This window comes from Aeromonas sp. QDB20 (assembly GCF_027707805.1).
GTDB lineage: Bacteria > Pseudomonadota > Gammaproteobacteria > Enterobacterales > Aeromonadaceae > Aeromonas > Aeromonas dhakensis.
The window spans coordinates 71344-93205 of record NZ_JAPCJC010000004.1 but is presented as its reverse complement, the minus strand read 5'-3'; the positions used below and the strand labels follow the sequence as shown (position 1 = coordinate 93205).

Sequence of the window (21862 nt, the reverse complement as noted above, 5' to 3'; positions counted from 1 at the left end):
CACTTGCACTACCGTTAAGGGAAGACAGGTTGGTTAGCGCCGAGAAATACATCACGACGAGTTGTTGAATGAGCCCGTTGATGTTGCGGCAAGATGTCGAAGAAATAAACAAATCAGCAACATACAGAGTCATTCAAAAGCGCCTGAGTTTACCACCTATGGCAAGTTTCCTGCCATGCAAAATGGGGAAAATCCCCGCTCTATCACAAAATCATCGCAATTTAATCGCGTCGCTTTTTCTCGTGAAACCTCAGGCGCTGCCTCGAGTTAGCCATCATTACCCCAAAATAGGTAATAATTTTTATGTTCGAAAAAGGATTAGAAATCTTGATGGCGCGGTGGGAGGGCGACGCTCCCCTCATGAGTACGAAACGTCGCCGAAACAGGTTTTGAAATTGTTAACTGGTCGAAGATTGAGTAATCAATTCGTCAATAGTCTTAAGAGAGTCCGTTTTTGCTGACGCAGCTGGGGGTGCTCGGTGCCTGCTCCCGTTGTTGCCACTCCTGCTCGGTATAGGTATGCAGCGCCAATGCATGAATGGCCCCCGCCAGCTCGTCGGCCAGCACCGCATTGACCTGACGATGGCGCCCCAGCAGGCGCTGCCCTTCAAACGCCTGGCTCACCACCACCACCTTGAAGTGACTCTCCGAGCCCGGCGCCACCCTGTGCATGTAGCTCTCGTTGATCACTTCCAGGTGGCTGGGGGACAAGGCGGCGGCCAGCTTGGCCTCGATCTGTTGTTGCATGGTCACGAGCAAAACTCCCAAAATGGATGTCCGGCCATTGTAGCCAGGGTTGGCCGGATGACGAAATCGGGCGGTGCGGGAAAATCCCGCTTGCAGCCCTGCCGGGCTGGTGAAATTCTCCGCCCCCGCTAGAATAGCGCCACTTTGCGCCCCACCGGGGCCCGTTACATGACTCAGCTGGACAATTCGCCTATGCAAACCCTTCTCGACACGGCCCACTGTCGCCTGACCCTGTATCGCTATCCACGTCAGCAGCAGGATCCCTTGCAGGCCTGGGATGCCGCCGACGAGTATCTGATCAACACCCTGGCCGAGGAGCCCCTCGAGCAGGATGGCCCCGTCATCATCATGAACGACGGCTTCGGCGCGTTGGCCGCCTATCTGCACCCTCATGCCCCTGTCTGCGTCACCGACTCCCACATCAGCGAGCGGGCTACCCTGGCCAACCTGGCAGAGAACGGCCTGGATCCCGCGGCCATCCGCCTGCAGGATGCGCTGGCGTCCCTGCCCGATGCCCCTGCACTGGTGGTGATCAAGGTCTCCAAGTATCAGGCGCTGCTGGAGCAGCAACTGCTGGCCCTGAGCGGGGTCGTTACCCCCGCTACCCGCGTCATCGCCGCCGGCAAGGCCAAGGATATCCACACCTCCACCCTGGCGCTGTTTGAGAAATACCTGGGGCCGACCCGCACCTCGCTGGCCTGGAAGAAGGCGCGCCTCATTCACTGCACTCCAGCCGCTGCGCCCGCCGAGCGTCCCGCGCTGGCCAACCCCTTCCCCACGGTCTGGCCACTGGAGGGCACCGACATGCTCATCCATAACCATGCCAACGTGTTCTCGCGCACCAGTCTGGATATCGGCGCCCGCTTCATGCTGGACAATCTGCCGATCCACAGCGCCCGCAAGGTGATCGATCTGGGCTGCGGCAACGGCGTGCTGGGGCTCTCCCTGCTGGCGCGCGACAGCGAGGTGGAGGTCACCTTCGTCGACGAGTCCCGCATGGCGGTCGCCTCGGCCCGGCTCAACGTCGAGCACAATCTGCCGGCGGCCCTGCCCCGCGCCCACTTTATGGTCAACAACTGTCTCGACGGCGTGCCTGCCGGTTCGGCGGATCGGATCCTCTGCAACCCGCCGTTCCATCAGTTGCAGGCCATCACCGACCACATCGCCTGGCAGATGTTCAGCGACGCCCACCGGTTGTTGCCCAAAGGGGGGGAACTCTGGATAGTGGGCAACCGTCATCTGGACTATCACAACAAGCTCAAGCGCCTGTTCGCCAACGCACAAGTCGTTGCGTCGAACAGCAAATTCGTTATTTTGAAAGCCATCAAACGTTAAACGCCATCAAACGCGAAAGGAAACCCATGATGAAAAAGTCACTCTTGCTGCTGGCCGCCCTGATGCTGGGTGGTTGTGCGACTCACTGGCCGGAGAGCGCCCTGCTCAATCCACAGGTGATCCCCTCCAACCAGCAGTACTACTCGGGCAACCGCATCACCCTGGAAGGGGTGGACAAGCGTGAAGCCGCCTACGTCTTCTCCATCAAGAAAAAAGAGAAGGCCGCGGTACTGGTCAACAGCAGCCAGCCCCTCAACAGCCTGCTGGCGGAAAAGCTCGCCGAAGGGCTGCGCAGCCAGGGCCTGGAAGTAGGCAACAGCGGCACCACCAACCTGACTCTGGCCATCTCCACTGCCGCGGTCACGGTAGAAGAGAAGACCTTCACCTATGTCACCAAGTCCCGCGTCAGCCTGCAGGTGATCGCCGACTTCCAGGGCAGCAAGCTGACCAAACAGTTCAACATGTCCTCCAGCAAGGAAGGCCCGGGCGAGCCGAGCATGGCCGAACTGGAGTCCACCCTGAACCAGCAGCTGGGCAGCGTACTGCAGCAGATCATGGCTGACACCGCCCTGCGCGGTTATCTCAAGGGTCAGCCGAGCTGAGCAAGGAGCGAATAAATGAAAAAACTCTGGTTATTGGCCATGCTGATCGCCCCGCTGGCGTTCGCCGGCCCCAAGGTCAGGATGGAGACCAACCACGGCAACATAGTGGTGGAGCTGGCCTCCAAGCAGGCGCCGCAGACGGTGAAGAACTTCCTGCGCTACGTAGCCGATGGCAGCTATGACGGCAGCATCTTCCACCGGGTGATCCAGGACTTTGTGGTGCAGGGGGGCGGCTACAACCAGCAGTTCCAGCAACTGCCCACCTTCGACCCCGTGGTCAACGAGTCCAAGGGCGGCCTGCCCAACAAGCGCGGCAGCATCGCCATGGCCCGCACCCAGGCGGTCGACAGCGCCACTCGCCAGTTCTACTTCAACCTGGTCGACAACAACAACCTCAACGCCAATGCCGGCGCCGGTTACACCGTGTTCGGCCAGGTGGTGCAGGGCATGGAGGTACTGGACAAGCTGGCCCAGGTGCAGACCGGTTACAGCCCCATCCTGCGTGCCAACGACGTGCCCACCAGCCCCATCATCCTGAAGAAGGTGATCCTGCTGGCGGACAAATAACGCGGAGCGGATCACAATCCGTCATCCCCGCGGTCCGGGTCGCCGGCGCCCCTTTCTATACTCTGGCCTTGCCCCGATATCCGGGGCCAGGCCCACGAGAGGAGAAGGAGGTTCCGGTGACTTGCAACGACTACATCGCCCAGCACGCCATCCCGCTGGCCCAGACGGTTCGTCACTTTCTGGCACGAGAGATCCCCTATCAGCAGCTGGAAGATCTGAGCTGGCAGCTGTTGTCCCACTGGCAGGATCTGCCCCATGTCCCCGCCGACAAGACCCCGGCCTCCGAGCAGGAGGGGGTGTTCTGGCACCTGCTGCACAGCCTGCATCAGTGGGATGAACAGCAGATCATCGCCGACGTCTGGCTGCGCCTGCAGCTGATGGAGTGCGCCAATTTCCTGACCACGGACGGGCCGCTGCCGCGCCACTGCATCGGCCTGCGCCCCTGAATATAGTGCCCTCCCCTGCCCGGCTTGCCTTGGCTATCCAACCCGAACCTGACAAAATGGCGCAATTTTCCCAGAGGAGTCAGGTATTTGAACACTGTCCGTACACCGAGCTGGCGAGACTCGCTCGCCGTCTACCTTGAGACTCGGGTTCTCATCCTGTTTGCCATGGGGTTCTCTTCCGGCCTGCCGCTGCTGCTGGTGTTCGGCACCCTCTCGTTCTGGCTGCGCGAAGCGGATGTCAGCCTGACCGACATCGGCTACATGAGCTGGGTAGCGCTGGCCTATGGCTTCAAATGGTTGTGGTCACCGCTGGTGGATCGGCTGCCGCTGCCACTGCTCTCCCGCTGGCTGGGCCGGCGCCGCAGCTGGATGCTCTTCTCCCAGTTGCTGATCGCCGCCTCGCTGGTGGGCATGGCCTTTTGCGATCCCAAGACCCAGCTCGCCCAGCTGGCCCTGTTTGCCCTGCTGGTGGCCTTCGCCTCCGCCACCCAGGACATCGTCATCGATGCCTATCGCATCGAGTCGGCCCCCGAGCGGCTGCAGGCGGCCATGGCGGCCTCCTACATGACTGGTTACCGGCTGGCGATGATCATGGCCGGGGCCGGCGCACTGGCGCTGGCCGCCTGGCTCGGCAGCAACGACGGCTACGACTATCGCGGCTGGCAGCTCACCTATCTGCTGATGGCGGGGCTGATGTCCCTCGGCGTCATCACCACCCTGTTCTGCCACGAACCCGTCATCGATCTTGCCGCCCAGAATGAGCAACAGGCGGCCCGCAAGAGCCTGCTGCTCGCCCGTGGCTGGCCGGCGGGGCTGGCCGGTCTCGGTGCCTGGAGCTACGAGGCCATCTGGTGTCCGTTCGCCGATTTCTTTCGCCGTTACGGCGGCTCCGCCCTGCTGATCCTCGGGCTCATCGCCTGCTATCGCATCTCGGACGTGGTGATGGGGGTGATGTCCAACAGCTTCTATGTGGACATGCAGTTCAGCAAGACCGAGGTGGCCACCATCACCAAGGTGTACGGGGTCATCATGACACTGGTGGGGGCCGCCCTCGGCGGCGTGCTGGTGATGCGTTTTGGCACCCTGCGCATCCTGTTCCTCGGCGCCCTGCTCACCGCCAGCACCAACCTGCTGTTTGCCCTGCTCAATGAGGTGGGCCACAACCTCGAGCTGCTGACCCTGATCATCTCGCTGGACAACCTCAGTGCCGGCATCGCCACAGCCGCCTTCGTCACCTATCTGTCGAGCCTGACCAACGTGGCCTTCTCAGCCACCCAGTACGCCCTGTTCAGCTCGGTGATGCTGCTGCTGCCCAAGCTGCTGGCGGGCTTTTCCGGCCGCTTCGTCGAGCAGTTCGGCTACAGCAGCTTCTTCATCAGCACCAGCCTGCTTGGCATTCCGGTGCTGATCCTGATCGTGTTGGTTGCCAAACGAGGAAGTGCCTTGTTACCGCAATCGGACAAATAGCAAGCGTTTGCGTAAAATTGGGGGTGATTAGATTCACACTTCCGAATAAAGTTCCCTGGTGCTGGTTTATCCGGTGAATTTATTTGGCTAGAATCCCTTCCGCTCCTTGTGGGCAGGCTACGGAAAACCTCAACTAACGCACAAGAGACCAATAAAATGGCCAAATTTACCAAGACTCTGATCGGTGCCGGTCTGCTGGCTGCCGCCGCTACCCCGGCTTTCGCTGCTGACTACAGCGGTGACATCCACAAGAACGACTACAAGTGGATGCAGTTCAACGTCATGCACACCATCGACCAACGTCCTTTCACTGCAGGTGCTGAAGATTACAACGACACCTACTTCGAAATGGAATTCGGTGGTCGCTCCGGCCTGTTTGACCTGTACGGTTACGTCGACGTCTTCGATATCTTCGACTCCCGTCACAGCGACAAGCACAAGGGTCAGAACCTGTTCATGAAGTTTGCGCCGCGTATGTCTCTGGATGCGCTGACTGGTAAAGATCTCTCCTTCGGTCCGGTGCAAGAGGTTTACATCGCCTCTCTGAACAACATCGGCGACAACCAGATGGAAAACATGATCGGTCTGGGTGCTGATGTACAAGTGCCTTGGTTCGGCAAAGTGGGCATGAACCTGTATGCTCGTCACGCCACCGAAAACCAGTTCTTCACCGAAGAAGAGGGTGAGTGGAACGGTTACTGGTTCGCCATGAACTGGTTCAAGCCTTTCTACACCTTCAGCAACGGCAGCTTCGTCTCCTATCAGGGTTACCTGGACTACGCCTTCGACCTGGACACCCACAACCGTGCTGACCGTACCAGCGACAACCTGGCTACCTTCCACGGTATCTACTGGCACTCCGACCGCTACGCCGTCGGTTACGGCCTGAAGTACTTCATGGATGCCTACGGCACCAAAGACGGTTCCACCGCCTACGACGGTACCCCGTGGAAGAGCTCTGGCTTCAGCCACTACTTCTCCGTTACCTACAAGTTCTAATCGAACGGGTATCAGGGATACAAAAAACCGGAGCAGCTGCTCCGGTTTTTTTATGGCTCGATGGCGGCTAAAAGGGAAAGCCACGCCCTCCCCGGCCATCCATCAGTCGCGGAAATTCTGGAACTGCATCGGCTGGCCTAGCTCGGCGCCACGCACCAGCGCCATGGTCTCCTGCAGGTCATCGCGTTTCTTGCCGGTGACCCGCACCTCGTCGCCCTGAATGGCGGCCTGCACCTTGATCTTGGAATCCTTGATCAGCTTCACCAGCTTCTTGGCAACTTCCTTGTCGATCCCCTGCTTGAACTTCACGGTCAGGTGGAAGCGCTTGCCGGAGTGAACGCTGTCACCCACGTCCATGGAGCTGTTCTCGATGTTGCGCTTGAGCAGGGCACCGCGCAGGATCTCGACCATCTGCTTGAGCTGGAAATCGGCATCGGCCTCCAGTTTGACCTCTTCCTTGTTCAACTCGAAGCTGGCTTCAACACCACGAAAATCGAAACGGGTCGCCAGTTCACGATTGGCGTTGTCGACGGCGTTCAACACCTCGTTCATTTTGACTTCAGAGACAATATCGAATGACGGCATAGTGGGCTCCTCATGTTGCGCTATAAGGGGGCAAATCTACCAGAATTACGGCAAATTTGCTGATTTCGATGGGACTGCTCTGCTAGAATCCCCTGCGCACAGGAATGGCGAGACCCGTTAGAACCTGTTCAGTATCTGTCGCGAGAGGTCGAAAGCCAGGTGAGGCGCAGCGCAGAAGCCCGCTTGTATATGAATAGATGGGCTTCCGGCTTCACATGCGCAAGCCTCGTACAAGCCTTGATCACGACCTCGCAGCAAGATCATGAACCCGTTCCAGGTGTCCGCCAGGCGACATCTTCACTTATCCCCGGCAGGTGGTTGACTGGAATGCAGCCCCTACCTTGATTGAGTCTCTCCATGCCAAGCGGATCACGCGATTACAACCTGACACACAGTCGACACACCCCCTCCCCCCAATGGACCCTGCTGGGCTGCGGCGCCCTGGGCGGTGTGTTTGCCTCCCTGTTGACTCAAAGCGGCCAGTCCACCCGCGTCTTGCTGCGCGAGCGCCACCGCGCCACCCTGCACCCCGGCATCGACTTCACCTCGCTGGAGGGCAACACCCAGCTCATCAACATCGAGCGCGGCTTCGTCGACCAGCCGGGTCAGATCCAGCGGTTGCTGGTGATGACCAAGGCCGGTCAGGTCATCGAGGCGCTGACCCCGTTGGTGGGCCAGCTGGCAACCGACGTGCCCATCGTGCTGCTGCACAACGGCATGGGGATCGCCGAGCAGGTGGTCGCGCTGTTCCCACACAATCCGGTCATCGCCGGGGTCACCAGCCACGGCGCCATGCAGAGCGGCCACTTCGTGTTCCGCCACACCGGCAAGGGCGAAACCTGGCTCGGCCCGGTCAACGAGGCGGCCAGAGCCCATGCCGCTCTGGCGGACGAGCTGGCGGCCGCCCTCGGCCAGGCTGGCTGGGATGAGCAGATCCAGGCGCGCCAGTGGCAGAAGCTGGCGGTCAACTGCGCCATCAACCCGCTCACCGCGCTCTACAAGCTCAAGAATGGCGAGCTGGCCGGCCCGCGCTTTGCCGATGCCCTGCAGCAGATTTGCGTGGAAGTGGCGGACGTGATGCAGGCCGAAGGCCAGCCCACCGGCAGCGATGAGCTGCTGCGCCGGGTCATGACGGTGGTGGAGCTCACCGCCGACAATTACTCTTCCATGTATCAGGACATGGAGCAGGGACGCGAGACCGAGATCGAGGCCATCACCGGCTTCCTGCTGGCCCGGGCCGCTTGCCACGGCATTGCGGTGCCGGTCAATCAGGGTCTCTATCAGGCCATCAAAGAGAAGCAGTGAGCCCATCGGGCTCGCCAATGCAAGGAGCAACGGATGAGCGTACTGGTACTGGTGGCCCCCGGGTCGGAAGAGATAGAGACGGTCGCCATCGTCGATACCCTGGTACGCGGGGCCATCGAGGTGGTGCTGGCCTCCTGCTGCCCCGCCGGGCAGCGCCAGATCAGGGCCTCCCGCGGGGTACAGCTGGTGGCGGATTGCCACCTCGACGAGCTGGCGGATCAGGAGTTCGAGGCCATAGTGGTGCCGGGTGGCCTGCCCGGCAGCGAGGTTATCCGCGATACGCCGCGCGCCATCGCCCTGCTCAAGGCGCAGGTGGCAGCGCAGCGCTGGCGGGCAGCCATCTGCGCCGCCCCCGCCGTGGTGCTGCTGCACCACGATCTGCTGGGGGAAGCCCGCGCCACCTGCCATCCCGGCTTTCAGGCCCGCCTGCCCGCGGCGCAGCTCAGTCACGCGCGGGTGGTGACCGACCAGGCCCATCACCTCATCACCAGCCAGGGACCGGGCACCGCCATCGAGTTCGCCCTCGAGCTGGTGCGGGTGCTGCGCGGTGACGAGGCTGCCTGTGCGGTGGCCGGCCCCATGGTGCTGCCCCCCTCCTCACCCATGCCCTGAGTAAATAGCCCTCTCGCAATGACAGAGCGCCCCTTGCCAATTGGCAAGGGGCGCTCTGCTTTGAGGCGAACTGCAAGCAGTCTGCCGGTTAAGCTCCAACTTAACTGAGCATTTCGGGCCTGAGCTGCTCCATCAGCAGGTGGTTGTCGCTGTAATCCACCGGGATGGCCACCACCGCCGGCCCGCTCACCGCCATGGCGGCGCGCAGGGTCGCCCGCAGATCCTCGGCACAGGTGACGGCAAACCCGGCCGCCCCGAACGACTCGGCATAGGCCTTGAAGTTGATGGGGCCGAAACTCACCCCTGAGCTGCGGTTGTACTTTTTCTCCTCCTGCATCGCCACCATGTTGTAGCCGTTATCGACCCAGATGATGTGCACTATGTTGGACTTGAGCCGCACCGCGGTCTCCAGCTCCATGCTCGACTGCATGAAGCTGCCGTCACCGGACACCGAGATGATCTTCTCCCCCGGGCGCACCATGGCAGCCCCGATGGCCCAGGGCAGCGCCACCCCCATGGTCTGCTGACCGTTGGAGATGAGCACCTGGCGGGCCCGGAAGCTGTAGAGGTAGCGGGCAATCCAGATGTGGAAGCTGCCCATGTCCACGCACAGGGTCATGTCCTGCCCGATGATGTCCTGCAGCTCCTTGACGATGCGCAGCGGATGGATGGGGGTGCCCCCCAGCCGGCCGGCATGTTCGGCGAGTTGATGGCGCTGGGCGCGGATCTCGCCGAGTAGGGCAGTAATGGCCGGGTCCCGCGCCAGCGGCTGATGCAGCATCCGGGTCAGCCGCGCCAGGTTGGCGCTGATGGAGCCCACCAGCTCCACCGCCGGGCAGTAGCTGCTGTCGATCTCCGCCGGCAGCGCATCGATGTGCAGCAACTGGCGCTCGCCGGTGCCGTTCCACAACACGGGATCGTATTCGATGGGGCTGTAGCCGATGCAGATCACCAGATCCGCATCCTGCAGCAGCTTGTCCCCCGGCTGGTTGTTGAACAGCCCCACCCGTCCGGCGAAGTCATCGAAATGGTGGGTATCCACCACCCCCGCCGCCTGATAGGTACCGGTCACCGGCAACCGGCTCTTGTCGAGGAAGGCGCGCACCGCGAGAGAGTTCTCCGGCCGGCTGGCCAGCAGGCCGAGCAATACCACCGGCTTGCGAGCCCGCGCCAGCAGGCTCAGCGCCCGATCGATGCCGCTCTCGTCGGCCGCTCCCGGCTCCGGGATGGCGCTCGGCACCAGGATGGCGCCGTCGGTCGGCTCGTTGATGATGTCCATCGGCAGGCTGACGAAGGCCGCCCCGGGCCGCCCCAGCTCGGCGCTGCGAAAGGCGTTGGCCATCACCTCGGAGAGGGCGGAGCCGGTGCCCACCTGGGCGCTGAACTTGGTGACCGGCCGGCACAGGCTGACGGTATCCAGGCTCTGGTGGGTCAGCTTGAGGCCATCGGCCCGCCGCACGGCACCGCCCAGCGCCACCATGGCATCCCCTTCCGAGGTGGCGGTGGCAAGGCCCGTGATGAGGTTGGCGCAACCCGGGCCCGAGGTCACCAGCGCCACTCCGGCCTTGCCGGTCAGCCGGCCGACGGCGGCAGCCATGAAAGCGGCATTCGCTTCGTGACGCACCACTATGGTTTCGATGGAAGAGTCCTCCAGCGCATCGAATACTCTGTCTATCTTGGCCCCGGGAATGCCGAATACCTGCTTGACCCCCTGCGCCTCCAGATGGCGCACCACCAGTTCGGCCCCACAGGCCCAGTGTTGATTTTCCATGATGTCACTCCTTGTTAAGCGAAGGGCTCAGCCTTCGGCGGCGCGGATGGCGCGGTCCAGATCGGCGGGATTGAGGTCGGCCTGCTGAAAGGCCGGATTGCGAGGCAGCTCGATGTTGAGGTGTTGCACCACCGACAGCTGCAGCTGGCCGTGGCCCATGGCGTAGTCGAGGATATGGCCGCCGCCCCGACGATCCTCGGTAATGAAGTGCTCGTGATAGCCCGCCACATTGATCCCCTGCACGAAGGGCGGGCAACGAAAACCGACCAGGGTGCCGCGCCGCTGGCTGAACGAGAACAGTGGCTGGGCCTCGATGGCCTCCAGCATGGGCTTGTAGGGGGGATGCTGGCAGGGCACGGTGCGCACCTGCGCCTGCTCGAACAGGCCGTCGAGCCGAAAGGCGACGAAGACGTTGTCGGTGCCCACCAACCTGTCCACCCACTGGTGGATCTCCTCGCGGCTCAGGGGATGATCGAAGCGGCGCTGCAGGCAGGGGCGAAAGTGGGTCATCACCGCAAACGGGGTCTTCTGCTCGGCCTTGGCCGGACGGGCCGAGCCGTCAGCCTTGAGCTGGTGGATCTGGCGCTCGAACGCAATCAGCTCGCCGTCGAGCCGGTTGAAGGTCCCGAGGCCGAAGTCACCGTGGCGCAACAGGTCGGCCATGGTGGTCTCCCCCTCATAAACCCCCGCCAGCAGTGCGCTCATCAGGGAACTCTGGTAGACCTCGCCGCCCCCCTGGCGAGCCTGCCAGCGAGCAAACTGCTGGCTGATCTCGATGGCGCAGTCACATGATGAATTGGTTTCCATTTGGATTTCACCTCCAATCCTGTTAGGTTGGCAAATCAGGATTCAATAGTGACCAAGATCACAATTTGATACCAATATCCAAACCCATCAGCTTCGAGACGTACCAGATATGGAATTCCGTTACCTGCGCTACCTGGTGGCCGTGGCAGACAAACAGAGCTTCACCCGCGCCGCCGAGGCGCTGGGCATGGCCCAGCCGCCGCTCAGCCAGCAGATCCGCAAATTCGAACAGGAGGTGGGCACGCCGCTGTTTCACCGGCTGACCCGCAGTGTGGAGCTGACCGAGGCGGGGCTGAGCCTCTATCAGGATGCCAAGGGGATACTGGCGCAGACCGAGCAGGCCATGCAGAAGGCCAGACGCATTGCTCGCGGCCAGCTGGGTTCGCTGCGCCTCGGCTTTGCCGGTTCCACCGTGCTGCACCCGAGCGTGTTGCAACTCATCCACGACTTTCGCCAGGCCTGGCCGGAGGTCAGCCTGCACCCCATCGAGAACAGCATGCCCAACCTGGTGCGCGACCTAGTGAGCGAGGAGCTGGATGCCGCCATCCTGCGCCTGCCCTGCAGCAGCAGCTCGGCACTGGCCCACCACCTCATCGACGAGGAGGAGATGCTGATCGCCCTCCCCCTGCACCATCCGCTGGCCGGCAGTGGCGCCATCCCCATCGAGGCGCTGGCACAGGATCCCTTCATCCTGTTCCCCCGCGAGCTCGGACCCGGGCTGCACGACGCCATCACCCAGCGCTGCCAGCGGGCCGGCTTCAGCCCCCGCCTCGGCAGCCAGAGCCCGCAGGTGATCTCTACCGTCGGCATGGTGCAGGCCGGCTTCGGGGTCGCCATCATCCCGCGCTCGGTCAGCGAGCTGCACCCCCACGGCGTCAGCTATCACCCCATCGCCGCCGAACCGCTCACCACCCGCATCAGCCTCGCCACCCGCCGCCATCCCCGTCAAAAAAGCCTGCAGCATCTGATTGGGCTGATCCCCGGCCACCATTGAAAGACAAACAAAAACCCCCATCGGCATAAGCTGATGGGGGCATTAGGGCTGTATTGCACTGTGTAAAAATATTGGCCCACTGAGTAATTCAACTCACCTTTATCGCTGGCCAAGATGAAACAGAATCGTTATTCAGCCACAGGATTCACATCGGTGACGGGTTGGGCTGCACGGTGGGCATCCATGATGGGAGCCCAATCCATTCCATTAGGAACTGGGTATTGCTTGAATAGCTCACCATATTTCTTGTCGAAATCATCCATACCATATTGGCGTGCTATCGGTACTTTCTGGTCATACCAATCATCGGTCACAACTTCGGCAATACCACGGGCGAGCAGTAGATCAGGGCTGAGTTGTAATCCCCCCCCGGTTAACATGACTTCGAAATAACCACCAGGAGCCAAACCAAAATAGAGGCGATTTCGTCTATCGTAACGTCCTTCGACTAAATACACCTGACGCATTTTTTGCTCTAGATCGGTAGGTAAATCCACCTTGATGCGGTAGCGCTTGCGATCATGGAAGGAAACCAACTCAATCACAGCTTTATCGGGGATGGAAACGCCATCGGTAGGCAGGCCTCCACCGCCCGCCCAATAATAACGATGTCCCTTGATTCTGTCGGTAAATAAACCTCCAGCCCCGCCTCCAGCCAAGCTGTCGGCATAAACCAGTTTCCCTCCAAGATAGAACTCCGTCTTGGTGTTCTTAGTAAGGTCTATATTGCTGCCCGAACCATAACGCCAAGCAAATTTAGGCAAAGGTTGTGGCGCCGCATTGGTCATCAATGACAGGCAGAACCACAACAATACAACGATATATTTCATCTTTTTGTTGGTACTTCCTGCTCTAGATGGAAGAGACTCATGCTCTCGAGCACCTTCATATTGTCAATATATCGGCGGCGCATGTCTTGGCGAAGCGCTTCAATCTCCTCTGGCGTGAGCTGTCGCGGGAAGATATCTGGTGATGTTGGCTTGGTACCCTTAGCCGGCACTTTCAACCTCCATGGTATTACCTTACTGGGTCGGTATCCGTCTTGGGTTGGGCGGTACGATAGGCATCCATGATAGGTGCCCAGTCCATACCACTGGGGGTAGGATACTGTTGATAGGCATCACCGTATGCTTTATCAAAATCGTCAAACCACTCTTTGTATACTTTGGTGACAGGATTTTCCTTGTCTTGCGAGGTTTGAATTTCGTTAGCAATCCCCCTGGCCAGCAAGATATCAGGCTTCACTTTGGCGTTGGTTAAAAACGCCTCCACATAACCACCGGTGGCCATACCTAAGCCAATGTTATCTCGGCGTACTTCACGCGACTCATCCCTCACTTTGATGCGATAAGGTTGCGCAATCATGCGTTCCAGCTCTGCTGGCAAGGCCAGGCTAATGCGATAGCGCTTTTTATCGTGGAATGAAATCCACTCCACTTCTACCCGATCGGGGGCGGGGTGAATATCTCGGCGACCAGCAGTTATCAACCAGCGATAGTCCCTTGCACGAAGTGATTCTGCATCAACGCGACTCGACGATCCGTTGGTTGAGGCATCTACCAATTGTCCCTGACGATAAAAAAGCACCTCCGTCACCCATATTTCATCAGCATTGGATCCTACCATATGGCGCCAGTCCAGTTGTTTGGGGCCTGTGGGAGCTGCTTGACAGGCTGCGACTAATGGCAACAGCAGCAGTAAGAGTATCCAGCGCATTAATAACCTCCCTTATCATTGCCAGTCAGCTTACGGATTTCTTTGTCACCAACCCTGTTGGGTGTGTTTACCAGTCCAGTGTCAGCGCTGTAGTGCAAATAACTTAGCCGCAACTTTTGGTACAGCTCGCCAGGTAAACTACGAGCCAAGTTGATCACCTCTCCGCGCCGTTTGGCCACATCAACCCATAGCTCATCGAGTTTGGCCAAGTTCACTGTGGGATACGAAAGTGCGCTATCCAAACGGTAGGCATTGTCACCTTGTGATATCCACGTCTTAAAAGGCACACCTGCATCCCGCGCCGCTTCTACCATCATGTGCAGCGGTATACGTGAATATTCCCCCTCCACCACCCGGTGCAGCACCACATCGACGCAGATGTTCCTATGGCCCCCTGATTGACTGCCCGTGATCGGCCCCAGTGGCCTAGGACGCACATTCAAATAGCCAAGTTGAGTTGTATCACGATGGCTAGCTAGGGACACAACGCCTTTGCCCCAGCCTTGTCCAGCCCGCATTTTGGCATAGGCAAGGGCATCTCGATATGATTGGGCATCGGTTGGATTGACGTATGGCATCGCATCGGAATTGAAAGTTGCGATCACACACTTTTCTGTAATTAACGGGGATACCGCATTAGGATCACGCAGGCTCCAGCGGCTGTAATAGCCTCCACCAATATCGGAGTGAGCGCCAGGAATAATGACCTCGGTAAAACCGTCCGCAATCGCGGTGCCTGCTGCATCGTCAGTGATACGGGTCAAGTCAAAGTGATAACGCCACTCATCAGCCGCCACGATATGCACCACCCGCTCGGCACAGTCAGGGGCCAGCGTCACATTACGTTTACCCCACAGATAGGAACTGACCACGGTATCAAACAACCCGACAAACTGAATACGCACATCATCGCGACTGGCCCAGTCAAAGCCCGCCTTCAAGGGAATATCGGGGTCAGCAGCCATGGCCTCCACCAGTGGGTGGTCCCCTTTCTTATCGATACGGTTTACAAACTGGCGAGCAGCAGAGGCGCCCCGGCTAAAGCCAAACACATCGAACTCGACCTTATGAATGCACTCAATAGTGGGCAATATGCTTTCAAGTTGTTCTTTTATCTCCGCAACAATCTGAGTACGACAAGCCTGTTCGACACGTGAGGCGCTGGAGGTATTACCTTTATCCGCACCAAGACCCAAGCTGGTATCATCCTCACCTTGGGTCGTGCCTATCCCCTCAACATAAACCTTCACGATAGGAGAGCGTTTGCTTGGGGGAAGATACAAGTCATGGGCTTTGCCAACATTGGTGACGTCGTTTTTCTCGCTGTTATTCAAGCCATCAGGTAACGCCCCTTCAAAACACTGTTCCAGCAATACTTGTTGCTCTTCCGGGCTGCATTGCGCCAAGGCTGTCTCCAATGCACTTTTCCCTTCCCTGTGCTTGAAGGTGTTGTTGGCCGTGCCATCAAAGAACACACCGATACGCAGGATATTCAGCCGATACCCCTTCACCTCAATCACGTAGGAGTGCTTGGTGAAAAAACGGGGAGGCTGGGCTTGTCCTGACTGATGCCCTTTCGGCAGTGGCTGTTCTGGCTCGGTGAGACAAAGGTCACCGGTGGTCACCTTGATATGCTCTCGTTTGACGTCGCAGTGCCCGAATAACTTGTCTGTATAGGCGGGTACCTGTGTAGTCTCACCCTCCTTGAGGGCCTCACGGGACTGCGCCGCCTTGAGCCAAGCTGGCGTCTCGATTTTTACTGTCACCGGACCAACTGCAAAACCTCGCACCAGAGTGGGTCCATCCTTCAGGGTGACTGTCTCTGACTTGCCGGTTTCGTCAGTCAAAGTGGCCTTGAGCCCCTTGAACGAACGGTTGTGCTCATCGCGAATGTCTACCTCTACCCAGTTATCATAACGTTCGCAAGGGATACAGTGGGGATCTGCCGCCATCAGGATGCTCCTGTCAATTCGTGATGTTTGTTCAGCCAGTTGGCTACCTGAACCAGTTCATCGTCGGTCAGCATCAATGGCCCCCGTATCTCTTCAAGAGCCAGATTGGCCTGCAAGGCCAAGGCGCCAGCCACCACACCATCGAGCACATCCTCTTGCAGCCCATCCTGATTGGCCAGTTTGAGTGTGGGTAAAATGGTCCCGGCCGGGTCAGGATGGCGCTCCATCATAGCCGTCATGGTCTGCCATAACCGCCGCCGCAAGATGTAGGCATGACGGTTCTCGTCGTAGAGTCCAGCCAGATGATGAGGCCGGATATGAAACCAGGGGGTTTGCAATGCGGGTTGGAACCGGGCATGAGGCGTGCGAGCGAAGGCCTTGCCATGGATCCAGAGCCCGGAACAGGGCCCCAGCACACTATCGCGTTCATCAGGGGTCATGGCGCTGAGCATGGGCAGGAAAATGCGTGGGTCAGAGAAACGAAACCAGACTGCTTCTCCCTCGCGTATCGCTTCTATCAGACTCTGCCAATGGCGGCGGATCAGCTCCACTGATTGGTCGCTGATCAGGTAGAAGCCGCTCAGAGCGGGATTGGCCATCATGAACTCAGTGGAAGGGGCAGGCAGCAACCAAGGCCCCAACGCAGAGTGCTCATCGAAAGCGGTACCGGCAAAAAGTGGATTGGCATTCTCTCCATCATAGGTATAGAAATCCGCCACGGCTGACTCTGCCTGGGCTCCATCGATGACGGCATACCTCTCACCCGCTTGCTCGCCAGCGAGCCAATCAAATAACGTCATAATACGGAAACCTCAATCAGTCGCTTGATCCTGCTGCGGTTATCCGATGCATTGTCAGAGGTTGGGATCGTATTGAGCAAGGTATCGAAATCACCGCTCGTGGAGGAAACTACTCGATCGACCCTTAGCCTGGTCTGCGTCGGAAACAGCATCTCAGCTTCGCCCTTGAAGTGCGCAGCGTCTCCCAGCAGACGGCCACCATGACCGGCAGGCAAGCGGATCTTCAACAAGGTATCGTTGACCCAGGCCTTGTCCGGTGAGGTACTCATGAATCCTGGCTCAACAACGATATTGCCCACCCCGGTGAACTGCTCTTTCAGGGCTGCAAGCTCCGGCTTGTCCAGCGCCAGCCCCCGGTAGACGAAAGACAACTCAGGTGAGGCCGGCAATTTGGCCAGACCAGCCTCCACATCGGCAACATAGGCCTTCATTGCCTTATCAAATTCACCCGTAGATGTCGGCTCATCATTCAAATAGCTGCGACTAAGCAGGGTATCGATGGCCTCTCGCTGCTTGTAGGGGCGATCACGCAAATAGTTATTGAGCAATGTGTACCCCTGCGCCGAATAGTATCTGAGTGCTTCATCCGCTTTGGATATCTCTACCGTCGCCCACTTCTTTGCCGGCTTTTTGCCTTCCCCTTTGACCGCAACAGGTGGCGGCGGCGGTGGCACCATTGGGCCTCCGGAAAGCTGGGGTGGAGCGGGCGGTGGAGCCGGTGGCCCCCCGGCAGGCGGAGGGGGCACAGGTGGCGGGGCTGCTGGACAAGGCTTGGCCAGCGGCGCCATGGACTCCATGCTCTTGTGGATGGCCGGGGCTGGTAACGTTGCTGGTGGTGGTGTTGGCACCTCGACATTACCTGGTAGAACGGGAGCCTTGCCATCCCAGCCGGAACCTGAACCCGGACTGCCGCCCGAGTTCATCTTGATGGAGCCGCCACTGAGGGTAACGCCGCTGGCATCGAGCTTCACAAAGCTGCCGCCCACCTTGAGGGTGAGCTCGGCCCCTGCCTCCATCACTATCTTCATGCCCGCCTTGTGGTGTACCTCGGAGCCCGCCTCCACCAGCAGGGACTGCCCCAACTTCTGGTGCAGGCTGGCATCGACCGTCAGTGAGTAGTCGGCCTTTATCTGGTCGCGCTTCTCACCCTCCACCGTCAGGTGGTCGTTGGCCTTGATGCGGGTCACCCGCTCATTGTCGATGTCACGATGCTCGTCGTGTTTGATATGCCAGGCCGCGTCGTTCTCGATAAGCACATTCAGGTCTTTCTGGCCGTGGATGTAAACCTCTTCCTGCCCCGCCAGGTCCTCAAAGCGCAGTTCGTTGAAACCCTCACCCTGGTGGGTCTCGGTACGCAGCACGGTGCGGGTCTTGTTGGCCGGTAACTCATACGGCGGCCGGTTGGTGGCGTGATAGGTGCGACCCGTCACGATGGGCTGATCCGGGTCCCCTTCAAGGAAACTCACGATAACCTCGTGGCCGATGCGCGGGATGGCCATCATGCCGTATTGACCACCCGCCCAACCTTGCGATACTCGCACCCAGCAGGAGCTCTGGTCGTTGCTCGACCCGTAGCGGTCCCACGGGAACTGCAGCTTGACCCGGCCGTGCTCGTCGCAGTAAATCTCCTCCCCTTCGGGGCCCACCACCATGGCGATTTGCGGGCCATCCACCATCGGCTTGTGGGGTGCTTCCGGGCTGCCGATGCGCGCTCGCCAGGTGGTGCTGGCTTTCACCACCCCGAACTCGTTGTGGTAGACGGTGGGGCCGCTGCCCCCCTCCTCTTCCAGCGCCTGCGGCTGCAAGCCGGTGTGCTGGATGCGCACGATTTGCCAATCGGTGTTGAGGCTGCCGTTGGGGTGTTCGGTGAGGGAAAACGTCTGCCCCGGCTGCAAGGCGGCGCAGTTGGACTTAGCCTGGCCCGCCACCGCATCGTTGCGCAGCGCATCGAGCCTGTGCTGGGCAAAGGCCTTGCCGCTCGGGTCTTCTTTATAGCGACCTGGAAAATCGAAGTGCTGGTAGGTGTCGCGCTGATGCTCGAGCTCTGCGCCCTGTTTCTTGTGGGAGAGACCGTAGGCGGGGGTCTTGAAGCTGTAGTCCTTGAGCTCCACATCCGAGGGGCGTACCACCTCCCGGTAGTGGAACTGGCGCACATAGGGGCCTTGCTCCAGCGAGCGGTTACCGAGGTTGAAGAAGAGCTCGGGGCCGGCGGTCAGGGCGGCTGCGTCGTCGGCAAACACGATGCGGTGCTTGCCCGCTTCAAACTCGTGGAAGTAGAACATCCCCTCTTCGGCAGCGAGGCGGTTCACGAAATCGAGATCGCTCTCCCGATACTGAACGCAGTATTCCCTCTTGGCGTGCTCGTTTTTCAGCGCAAACGCATAGTCGGTGATGCCGTGCTCTTGCAACAGGATGCTGAGGATTTCATCGGGCTTTTGCGCCTGGAAGATGCGGGAGTTCTGGCGAAGTGACAGCCGCCACAGCGCCGGCTGCACCAGAAGCTGATAGCGGGTCCGGCGAAAACCGCTGTCACCCTGCGCGAAGTCACTGACCACCCCGCACACCCGCCGCTGCGGCTCGCCGTTGTACCACACCAGCAACTCGCACGGCTGGTCCAGCACGGCGCCAAAGTCGATGTCGGGCTGGGCGCTTGCCAGCTCCAGGCGCAGGTTGAACGGGCGGTTGAGCGCCTCATCCAGTGCAAACTCCGCCACCACGAAGGTGCTCTCGGGCAGGGCCCCCACCTTGACGGTAAATTGTAATCCTGTGCTGTCTGCCATGAAGCGCTCCTTAACCTGCCTGTCCGCTGCCCGAGCCAATCACCACGCCAATGACGGTGCCAGTCACAGTGATGGGGTGGCCGCCACACCGTAAAGTACGCAGGCGACCAGAGATGCTGTGCGGACGGAGGGAATTGTCGGATTTATCGTAAGGGGCCAGCGGCTTGCCATCGATTCTGGCAACTGTCGATGGGGGAATCCCATCCTGATCGGTGAGCATGTCACCGGACGATGCAATGGTGGAACACATGATGACTGGCCTCTGTTGTGCTTTGCAATAAGGTCGGCTCGCAGCCATATGGCAAAACACAAAAGCTCCGACCGCATCCAGCTGAACGGGTCGGAGAAAGCTTGCACTGGCCTGACGACAGCTGACACTGCCATCACCAGGCCATGGGGTGCACTACAAGGAATAACGGCAATCAGAGATCGAGAATTAGGCCTCGATCGGTGCGCGCCAGTCATCCGCACCGGAAGTACCGGCAACAGTGTGCTCCCAGTCAATCTTGCGATAGGCCAGAGAGACCTGGATCAGCTGGGTGAAGTCAGACTTTGCCGGATCCTGGCAGTGCGGCATCTGGCAGTCGATGTCGACGATGGTGGCATCGGTCAGCACGGTAGAGAAGAAGTGCTCCTGCTTGCCCTCGACGGAGGTGCGGTACCACTTCAGGGTCACTTTCGGCAGCATCTCGCCGGAGGCCAGGGAGTTGTACATCAGCGGCACGGCTTTGTTCAGGGCCACGGTGAACTTGAACGGCTTGTGGACACGCTGACCAGCAGGCTGACCGGATTGCGGATCGGTCGGTACGGTGACGACGTGCTGGAACTCTTGTACCAGCATCTCGTCTTCGTGGCCCTGCACGAAGATGTTGCCGACGGAATCGGAAGTGAAGGCACCGGCGGTGATATTGCCCTGGGTTTTACCTTCGATGCTGATATAACATGGAGTTGGCATGAGTATGCTCCTGATTGGTTGAACGGTAATGACACTCGACCGAACCAGTTAGCAGCGACCATGCCACTCTTTTTTATCCATATTTTTCAAAGCATTAACTAACAATCAAGCAAGCCGGCCTGATGCGTGGCGCAAAAAGTTGCAACCAGCAGGTTATTGCACCATAAATTCTTGCACATGCAGTGGAACATCTTGCCATCTACGCAACGAGTTGCTTGCCACAAACAGAATCACTGCTCCTCATCCACATTGGCCACCAGCGCCATCTCCACGTTCAACCTGACCATCCCCTGTTTCAATGCCCATGAGATGGCCTGGCTCTTGCTGCTCGCCCCCAGCTTGTTGACCACATTGTTCAGATGAAACGTCACGGTACGGGGCGTGATCCCGAGGATCTGGGCAATATCGCTCACCTGCTTGCCCTCCGCCGCCCAGCGACACACCTCCAGCTCCCGCAAACTCAACGCATCGTGCGGTGACTGCCCCGCCAGACAGACCCGGGCCACCGCCTCAAAGATATGCATGGAGAGCCAGCTGATAAAGGGCACCGCAGAGAGCCATTGCTGGCTGGTACGAGGCGTACTGGTAATAAAGGAGAGCAGGCCGACATGGCCGTTGGCACCGTGCCAGGGCAGGGTGATACCGTCGCGAATGCCGTACTCGCTGGCCAGCTGCATCACCTCCCGGCCCTGTTCATTACAACGCTCATCATCGTTCACCACATCGGCCCAGAGAATGGGCGTGCTTCTGGTCATGGCGCACTTGACGATGGGGTCGATGGCAAAGAAGCCGCTGCCGGTGTAGGTATCCACCCAGGCCTGTGGGCAACCGTTGAAGATGATGACGTCCGGACGCTGGATGGTGCTGGGGAAGATCAGGGCAAGGCGAAAATAGTCGAATCCCATGCGGCCGCTCAGTTCGCGCAGCAGGGTCACGATGGCGCGCTCGTCAGCCGCCGTCTCGAACTGACCGATAAGCTCCAGCGCGTGCAGGGTATTCATTTCCGGGGTATGAGGATCATGCACAAGATAAGGTGGCCAAACATGGAAACATACTGAATGTTAACAAGCGTCAATAGATGACACACCCCGGCACACAGGAAAATCAGAACTGCCCCACACTTTATGCTATCGAACCGTAATTTTTGTAATGAAATGCTACAGAAGAACAAGATTGTTCCACCAGCGACCAGTCATGACTCCTACGGATGTTAATCATTGCAACATTCGTCATGGCTGACCTCTCACCGGCGGACCAACAGTCCTCTACGCTTCCTGCATCAAGCTGCAGAAGGAGTCCAAGTTGTGGCGGATGAGCCAGCGAGACGGGATCCCCACCGAACTGTGCGAATATCAGGGCCAACGGAGACGATCAAGACGCTGGTTGCCCGGTGATAGTCTCGCAATGAACGCGAGCAAACAG

The 21862-nt window shown here is 59.4% G+C and carries 21 protein-coding genes and 1 pseudogene; 9 read left to right on the top strand and 13 right to left on the bottom strand.

The genetic code is table 11. The annotated features are described in order from the left end of the window. Window positions 1–438: 438 nt before the first annotated feature. The gene (locus PG897_RS06170; RefSeq protein WP_005303561.1) at window positions 439–747 is read right to left on the bottom strand and encodes a BolA family protein; all 309 of its coding nucleotides are present in this window, start codon (window positions 745–747) and stop codon (window positions 439–441) included. A 192-nt stretch (window positions 748–939) separates the two neighbouring features. On the opposite strand from PG897_RS06170, the gene PG897_RS06165 reads away from it, so the two are divergent. The 6 genes from PG897_RS06165 (at window position 940) to PG897_RS06140 (ending at window position 6163) form a co-directional block, all read left to right on the top strand. Beyond that, window positions 940–2082, top strand: a complete 1143-nt coding sequence (locus tag PG897_RS06165) for a methyltransferase (RefSeq protein ID WP_201885087.1) — start codon at window positions 940–942, stop codon at window positions 2080–2082. 29 nt (window positions 2083–2111) lie between these two features. Then, a complete protein-coding gene (locus PG897_RS06160; RefSeq protein WP_010634807.1) occupies window positions 2112–2684 on the top strand; it encodes a YajG family lipoprotein in 573 nt (190 codons plus the stop codon). 15 nt (window positions 2685–2699) lie between these two features. Further along, a complete protein-coding gene (locus PG897_RS06155; protein ID WP_043171097.1) occupies window positions 2700–3251 on the top strand; it encodes a peptidylprolyl isomerase in 552 nt (183 codons plus the stop codon). A 116-nt stretch (window positions 3252–3367) separates the two neighbouring features. Continuing rightward, entirely contained in the window at window positions 3368–3697 is a 330-nt protein-coding gene (locus tag PG897_RS06150) for a hypothetical protein (RefSeq protein ID WP_017764090.1), read from the top strand. 87 nt (window positions 3698–3784) lie between these two features. Continuing rightward, window positions 3785–5164 (top strand): AmpG family muropeptide MFS transporter, encoded by a 1380-nt coding sequence (locus PG897_RS06145; RefSeq protein ID WP_017781862.1) that lies wholly within the window; start codon window positions 3785–3787, stop codon window positions 5162–5164. Between the two features lie 156 nt (window positions 5165–5320). Next, entirely contained in the window at window positions 5321–6163 is an 843-nt protein-coding gene (locus tag PG897_RS06140; protein WP_005303585.1) for a nucleoside-specific channel-forming Tsx family protein, read from the top strand. 102 nt (window positions 6164–6265) lie between these two features. Here PG897_RS06140 and PG897_RS06135 read toward each other — a convergent pair whose 3' ends face one another. After that, the gene (locus tag PG897_RS06135) at window positions 6266–6748 is read right to left on the bottom strand and encodes a YajQ family cyclic di-GMP-binding protein (protein WP_005303589.1); all 483 of its coding nucleotides are present in this window, start codon (window positions 6746–6748) and stop codon (window positions 6266–6268) included. A gap of 357 nt (window positions 6749–7105) precedes the next feature. Between PG897_RS06135 and PG897_RS06130 the strand changes: the two genes are divergently transcribed. Together PG897_RS06130 and PG897_RS06125 are read left to right on the top strand one after the other, a co-directional pair. Further along, window positions 7106–8053: a ketopantoate reductase family protein gene (locus PG897_RS06130; RefSeq protein WP_042009230.1), complete on the top strand. Its 948-nt coding sequence runs from the start codon at window positions 7106–7108 to the stop codon at window positions 8051–8053. 33 nt (window positions 8054–8086) lie between these two features. Continuing rightward, a complete protein-coding gene (locus PG897_RS06125) occupies window positions 8087–8665 on the top strand; it encodes a DJ-1 family glyoxalase III (protein ID WP_043171096.1) in 579 nt (192 codons plus the stop codon). A 100-nt stretch (window positions 8666–8765) separates the two neighbouring features. Here PG897_RS06125 and alsS read toward each other — a convergent pair whose 3' ends face one another. Beyond that, on the bottom strand, window positions 8766–10436 hold the full coding sequence (gene alsS / locus PG897_RS06120; protein WP_043171094.1) for an acetolactate synthase AlsS: 1671 nt from the start codon (window positions 10434–10436) through the stop codon (window positions 8766–8768). Between the two features lie 27 nt (window positions 10437–10463). Beyond that, window positions 10464–11243, bottom strand: a complete 780-nt coding sequence (gene budA / locus PG897_RS06115; RefSeq protein ID WP_043171093.1) for an acetolactate decarboxylase — start codon at window positions 11241–11243, stop codon at window positions 10464–10466. Between the two features lie 109 nt (window positions 11244–11352). Between budA and PG897_RS06110 the strand changes: the two genes are divergently transcribed. After that, on the top strand, window positions 11353–12237 hold the full coding sequence (locus tag PG897_RS06110) for a LysR family transcriptional regulator (protein ID WP_065018142.1): 885 nt from the start codon (window positions 11353–11355) through the stop codon (window positions 12235–12237). A gap of 128 nt (window positions 12238–12365) precedes the next feature. Here the strand turns inward: PG897_RS06110 and PG897_RS06105 are convergent, their stop codons facing one another. From PG897_RS06105 to PG897_RS06065, 9 genes and pseudogenes are all read right to left on the bottom strand, one after another. Then, window positions 12366–13067 carry a DUF2931 family protein gene (locus PG897_RS06105; RefSeq protein ID WP_043171091.1) on the bottom strand — a complete coding sequence of 234 codons (702 nt, stop codon included), beginning with the start codon at window positions 13065–13067 and terminating at the stop codon, window positions 12366–12368. 187 nt (window positions 13068–13254) lie between these two features. Next, window positions 13255–13953, bottom strand: a complete 699-nt coding sequence (locus PG897_RS06100) for a DUF2931 family protein (RefSeq protein WP_043171090.1) — start codon at window positions 13951–13953, stop codon at window positions 13255–13257. Beyond that, on the bottom strand, window positions 13953–15905 hold the full coding sequence (locus PG897_RS06095) for a T6SS phospholipase effector Tle1-like catalytic domain-containing protein (protein ID WP_043171089.1): 1953 nt from the start codon (window positions 15903–15905) through the stop codon (window positions 13953–13955). The genes PG897_RS06100 and PG897_RS06095 overlap by 1 nt, the downstream gene beginning before the upstream one ends. Beyond that, window positions 15905–16705, bottom strand: coding sequence for a DUF4123 domain-containing protein (locus PG897_RS06090; protein WP_043171088.1), 801 nt, complete (start codon window positions 16703–16705; stop codon window positions 15905–15907). Before PG897_RS06090 ends, PG897_RS06095 begins: the two co-directional genes overlap by 1 nt. Continuing rightward, complete coding sequence (locus PG897_RS06085) at window positions 16702–17382, bottom strand: ADP-ribosyltransferase (RefSeq protein WP_226014520.1); 681 nt, start codon at window positions 17380–17382, stop codon at window positions 16702–16704. Before PG897_RS06085 ends, PG897_RS06090 begins: the two co-directional genes overlap by 4 nt. 192 nt (window positions 17383–17574) lie before the next feature. Further along, window positions 17575–19485, bottom strand: a pseudogene (locus PG897_RS06080) (type VI secretion system Vgr family protein); the annotation flags it as partial. A 10-nt stretch (window positions 19486–19495) separates the two neighbouring features. Next, complete coding sequence (locus tag PG897_RS06075; protein ID WP_226009464.1) at window positions 19496–19735, bottom strand: hypothetical protein; 240 nt, start codon at window positions 19733–19735, stop codon at window positions 19496–19498. A gap of 186 nt (window positions 19736–19921) precedes the next feature. Further along, window positions 19922–20440 (bottom strand): type VI secretion system effector Hcp1, encoded by a 519-nt coding sequence (gene hcp1, locus PG897_RS06070; RefSeq protein ID WP_010634822.1) that lies wholly within the window; start codon window positions 20438–20440, stop codon window positions 19922–19924. 230 nt (window positions 20441–20670) lie between these two features. Next, the gene (locus tag PG897_RS06065) at window positions 20671–21441 is read right to left on the bottom strand and encodes a LuxR family transcriptional regulator (RefSeq protein ID WP_042009218.1); all 771 of its coding nucleotides are present in this window, start codon (window positions 21439–21441) and stop codon (window positions 20671–20673) included. Window positions 21442–21862 lie beyond the last annotated feature (421 nt).

Excerpts from the sequence above, each read along its gene's own strand:
- budA (WP_043171093.1), bottom strand. The coding sequence starts at position 11,243 with ATGGAAACCAATTCATCATGTGACTGCGCCATCGAGATCAGCCAGCAG.
- hcp1 (WP_010634822.1), bottom strand. The coding sequence starts at position 20,440 with ATGCCAACTCCATGTTATATCAGCATCGAAGGTAAAACCCAGGGCAAT.
- PG897_RS06110 (WP_065018142.1), top strand. The coding sequence starts at position 11,353 with ATGGAATTCCGTTACCTGCGCTACCTGGTGGCCGTGGCAGACAAACAG.
- PG897_RS06095 (WP_043171089.1), bottom strand. The coding sequence starts at position 15,905 with ATGGCGGCAGATCCCCACTGTATCCCTTGCGAACGTTATGATAACTGG.
- PG897_RS06065 (WP_042009218.1), bottom strand. The coding sequence starts at position 21,441 with ATGAATACCCTGCACGCGCTGGAGCTTATCGGTCAGTTCGAGACGGCG.
- PG897_RS06165 (WP_201885087.1), top strand. The coding sequence starts at position 940 with ATGCAAACCCTTCTCGACACGGCCCACTGTCGCCTGACCCTGTATCGC.
- PG897_RS06135 (WP_005303589.1), bottom strand. The coding sequence starts at position 6,748 with ATGCCGTCATTCGATATTGTCTCTGAAGTCAAAATGAACGAGGTGTTG.
- PG897_RS06130 (WP_042009230.1), top strand. The coding sequence starts at position 7,106 with ATGCCAAGCGGATCACGCGATTACAACCTGACACACAGTCGACACACC.
- PG897_RS06090 (WP_043171088.1), bottom strand. The coding sequence starts at position 16,705 with ATGACGTTATTTGATTGGCTCGCTGGCGAGCAAGCGGGTGAGAGGTAT.
- PG897_RS06085 (WP_226014520.1), bottom strand. The coding sequence starts at position 17,382 with ATGGTGCCACCGCCGCCGCCACCTGTTGCGGTCAAAGGGGAAGGCAAA.
- alsS (WP_043171094.1), bottom strand. The coding sequence starts at position 10,436 with ATGGAAAATCAACACTGGGCCTGTGGGGCCGAACTGGTGGTGCGCCAT.
- PG897_RS06140 (WP_005303585.1), top strand. The coding sequence starts at position 5,321 with ATGGCCAAATTTACCAAGACTCTGATCGGTGCCGGTCTGCTGGCTGCC.
- PG897_RS06155 (WP_043171097.1), top strand. The coding sequence starts at position 2,700 with ATGAAAAAACTCTGGTTATTGGCCATGCTGATCGCCCCGCTGGCGTTC.
- PG897_RS06170 (WP_005303561.1), bottom strand. The coding sequence starts at position 747 with ATGCAACAACAGATCGAGGCCAAGCTGGCCGCCGCCTTGTCCCCCAGC.
- PG897_RS06125 (WP_043171096.1), top strand. The coding sequence starts at position 8,087 with ATGAGCGTACTGGTACTGGTGGCCCCCGGGTCGGAAGAGATAGAGACG.
- PG897_RS06160 (WP_010634807.1), top strand. The coding sequence starts at position 2,112 with ATGAAAAAGTCACTCTTGCTGCTGGCCGCCCTGATGCTGGGTGGTTGT.
- PG897_RS06100 (WP_043171090.1), bottom strand. The coding sequence starts at position 13,953 with ATGCGCTGGATACTCTTACTGCTGCTGTTGCCATTAGTCGCAGCCTGT.
- PG897_RS06105 (WP_043171091.1), bottom strand. The coding sequence starts at position 13,067 with ATGAAATATATCGTTGTATTGTTGTGGTTCTGCCTGTCATTGATGACC.
- PG897_RS06075 (WP_226009464.1), bottom strand. The coding sequence starts at position 19,735 with ATGTGTTCCACCATTGCATCGTCCGGTGACATGCTCACCGATCAGGAT.